Origin of the sequence: Paraburkholderia sp. RL17-373-BIF-A (assembly GCF_046030175.1) — a bacterium.
Classification (GTDB): domain Bacteria; phylum Pseudomonadota; class Gammaproteobacteria; order Burkholderiales; family Burkholderiaceae; genus Paraburkholderia.
In genome coordinates, this window is record NZ_JARESO010000184.1 from 1 (window position 1) to 2,762 (window position 2,762).

A 2,762-nucleotide genomic window follows, 5' to 3' on the forward strand; every position below is an offset into this window, starting at 1 on the left:
AAAGGATGTAGCGTGTTATCGGCGATTTTGGCGTACCAAAAACACCCGACCCAGAGCAGTGGAGTTTTTCGTGTGGGGGGACCGTTGAGGCTCTTCCGATCAACGTCTCGCAAGCAAGGCACCGTTCCATTTCGCCCTCCCTCTCCGACACAATCGACCTATGCAAATAAGAATAGGTCATATATGGACGGGGGCGAAGCAGAACCGAACGCAAAACTTCCGTGATCGAAACGGAAGCAGCAGCACAACGAATGATTGAAATCACGCGCAAACACTGGGTGTGAATTGAGCGACTGCCTATCAGCGCACGAACTGGCCGACCTGGTCGGCTGCAAACCGGATCAGCGCGCCGCGATGACGCACTGGCTCACCGATAACCACTGGCGATTCGTCGTCGACAAGAATGGCTTGCCGAAGGTGGCCCGCGAGTACCGCGACCGGAAGCTCGGACTTACAACTGAAACCAAGTCAACGAAATACGATGCCGGCCCGAACCTCCAGGCCTTCGCGTGAGAAGCACGTCGCCACGACGAGTCGACGGGCATTGATCGTTTCTACAAGCGGTATGGCGTGCGCAAAATCTCCTTCTGGTACAAGTACCCGGACGGCCGCAGCGAGACGCTGACGTCCGCGAAGCTCGGCGACCGGGCAGAGATCACAGCAGCCGAGCGCAGCGCGAAACGCAAGGCGCTCGACATTCAGGTAGGCCAGATCCTCTCGGTTCGGTCGCCGACATGATCGACCGCTTCAAAACGGATGTTGCACCGACGCACTTTCGCGACCAGTCGAAAGAAGGGCTGGCAGTACGCGCAGGCGCATGCGACCACCTGACGAATTTTCGGGCGCATGGATCCGAAGAAGCTCGAAACCTTCCACGGTTATCAATACCTCGACCAGCGCGCGAAGGCCGGCGCGCCGATCGGCGCGAACAAAGACATGGCCCTCATGCAGACGATCTGCAATTACGCAGTGCGCTGGGGTGTCATCAAGCAAAACCCGTTCGTCGGGATGATGCAGAACCAGGCTGAAAAGGATGTCCGGACTGTCGTCCGATGAAGTAAAAATAAAAGCGTTTTCGAAGTAAAAGTAGTAGCGGCGGCGGTTGCGGTCGTATTCGTGCATTGCTGTGAAAGCGACTCTCCGCTGCAAACCGTTCATCGTTCCGGGCTTATGTCTCAGCGGTTCCGCGATCAGCGCCGAAGGAAGCACGCTAGAACCTCATTTTTCCGGCTTGGGCCGCAACCGCAGCCGCGCTGCCTCGATTGACTGGTGAAGTTTGGCCTGCAAGGTCTCGCGGGAAGGCAGCACGGTCAGGTATTCAGCGACGTGGATGCCGCTCCTGTCCAGTTCGAGCAGTTCGATCTGCTCCTGTTTCTTGCCGGCGCACAAAATAATCCCAAGTGGCGGCAGTTCGTCAGGTTCCTGTTCGTGTTTCGCCAGCCAGCGTAGATACAGTTCCATCTGGCTCTTGTATTCAGCCTTGAATGAGCCAAGCTTCAGTTCGATTGCCACGAGCCGCTTGAGCTTGCGGTTGTAGAAAAGCAGATCGATGTAGAAATCATCGTTATCAATCTGCAGCCGCTTCTGGCGGGCCACGAATGTGAAACCAGCGCCGAGTTCAAGCAGGAATTGCTGCATCTCGCGCAGGATGGCGTCTTCGAGATCCTTTTCGAGGTAGTGATCGTTCAGGCCGAGGAAGTCCAGCACATACGGGTCTTTCAACAGCACGTCCGGCTGTACGCGCCGCTCCTGCCGTATTTGCGCCAGATCATGCCGGATCGCGTCTGCGGATTTCCGCGAAATCGCACTGCGCTCGAAGAGCATCGAATCCATGCGCTCCTGCAATTGCCGGGACGACCAGCGTTCCAGCCGACAGAGCTCAAGGTAAAACTCGCGCTCTAGCGGGTCGTCGACATAGATGAGCGTCTTGATGTGCGTCCAGCTCAATTCTCTCCGCACTGCGGAGAGAATTGCCTCGTCCTGGAAAATCTCTGCGGCCCGCACGCAATGCCGCAACTGCTGCTCGCTCCAGCCGCGGCCATATTCAGCGGTGAGTGCTCCTGCAAGCGATGCGATCACCTGCCGGCCGTACTCCGCACGTGCACCGCCCAGCACCTCTGCGCGGATGCGGTGTCCAATCCGCCAGTACAGCAGCGACAGTTCGGCGTTGACGGCGGCCGCCGCGCGCTCACGCGCCGAATCAATCAGATCCCGGACTTCATTCAGTAGCGGTGTGGGCGTAAGTGAACTCATGCCGGCTGGAACTCCGATGTCAGAAAACCAATCATCCGGGTCACCCGCCGTTAACCGCATCCTTGAACGCCTTGCCCGCCGTGAATTTGACCGTCTTGGCCGCAGCGATCTGCATTTCAGCTCCGGTGGCGGGATTACGGCCAACCCGCGCCGCGCGCGCACCGGCGGCAAACGTACCGAACCCGATCAGTTGCACCGCTTCGCCGCTCGCGACCGCGCCCGTCACTGTGCCGATGATCGCATCGACGGCGGCCGCCACGGCCACCTTGCTGTTGCCGGTTGCTGTCGCGACCGTATCAACCAGTTCCTGTTTGTTCATGAATTTCCTTTCTGTCGAAGAGCGCACGTCAATCGCCCCACGTAGGTGGGCCAGCCTGACACCTTACAGGACGCCGCACATGCCGGCAAACCAGTCGCTGTAAGGCTGCGCAGGATCTGGCCAGCAAAACTCTCCGCATCGCGGAGACAATTACGCGACTCGTGCAGCCGCCTGGCGTGTCGTGTTTCAG

General features: G+C 58.6%; 5 protein-coding genes. 2 read left to right on the plus strand and 3 right to left on the minus strand.

Annotated elements, in window-relative coordinates:
* The first annotated feature begins 285 nt into the window (after positions 1-285).
* Positions 286-513 carry a DUF4224 domain-containing protein gene (locus tag P0D80_RS49300; protein ID WP_408183309.1) on the plus strand — a complete coding sequence of 76 codons (228 nt, stop codon included), beginning with the start codon at positions 286-288 and terminating at the stop codon, positions 511-513.
* A 57-nt stretch (positions 514-570) separates the two neighbouring features.
* A complete protein-coding gene (locus tag P0D80_RS49305; protein WP_408295796.1) occupies positions 571-738 on the plus strand; it encodes a hypothetical protein in 168 nt (55 codons plus the stop codon).
* Between the two features lie 9 nt (positions 739-747).
* Here the strand turns inward: P0D80_RS49305 and P0D80_RS49310 are convergent, their stop codons facing one another.
* Genes P0D80_RS49310 through P0D80_RS49320 form a run of 3 tightly spaced genes read right to left on the minus strand, consistent with a single transcriptional unit; the run spans position 748 to position 2,572 of the window.
* On the minus strand, positions 748-1,209 hold the full coding sequence (locus P0D80_RS49310) for a hypothetical protein (RefSeq protein ID WP_408295798.1): 462 nt from the start codon (positions 1,207-1,209) through the stop codon (positions 748-750).
* A 9-nt stretch (positions 1,210-1,218) separates the two neighbouring features.
* A complete protein-coding gene (locus P0D80_RS49315; protein ID WP_408295804.1) occupies positions 1,219-2,253 on the minus strand; it encodes a PDDEXK nuclease domain-containing protein in 1,035 nt (344 codons plus the stop codon).
* A gap of 40 nt (positions 2,254-2,293) precedes the next feature.
* Complete coding sequence (locus tag P0D80_RS49320; RefSeq protein WP_408295801.1) at positions 2,294-2,572, minus strand: HU family DNA-binding protein; 279 nt, start codon at positions 2,570-2,572, stop codon at positions 2,294-2,296.
* Positions 2,573-2,762: the final 190 nt, after the last annotated feature.

Excerpts from the sequence above, each read along its gene's own strand:
- P0D80_RS49315 (WP_408295804.1), bottom strand. The coding sequence starts at position 2,253 with ATGAGTTCACTTACGCCCACACCGCTACTGAATGAAGTCCGGGATCTG.
- P0D80_RS49320 (WP_408295801.1), bottom strand. The coding sequence starts at position 2,572 with ATGAACAAACAGGAACTGGTTGATACGGTCGCGACAGCAACCGGCAAC.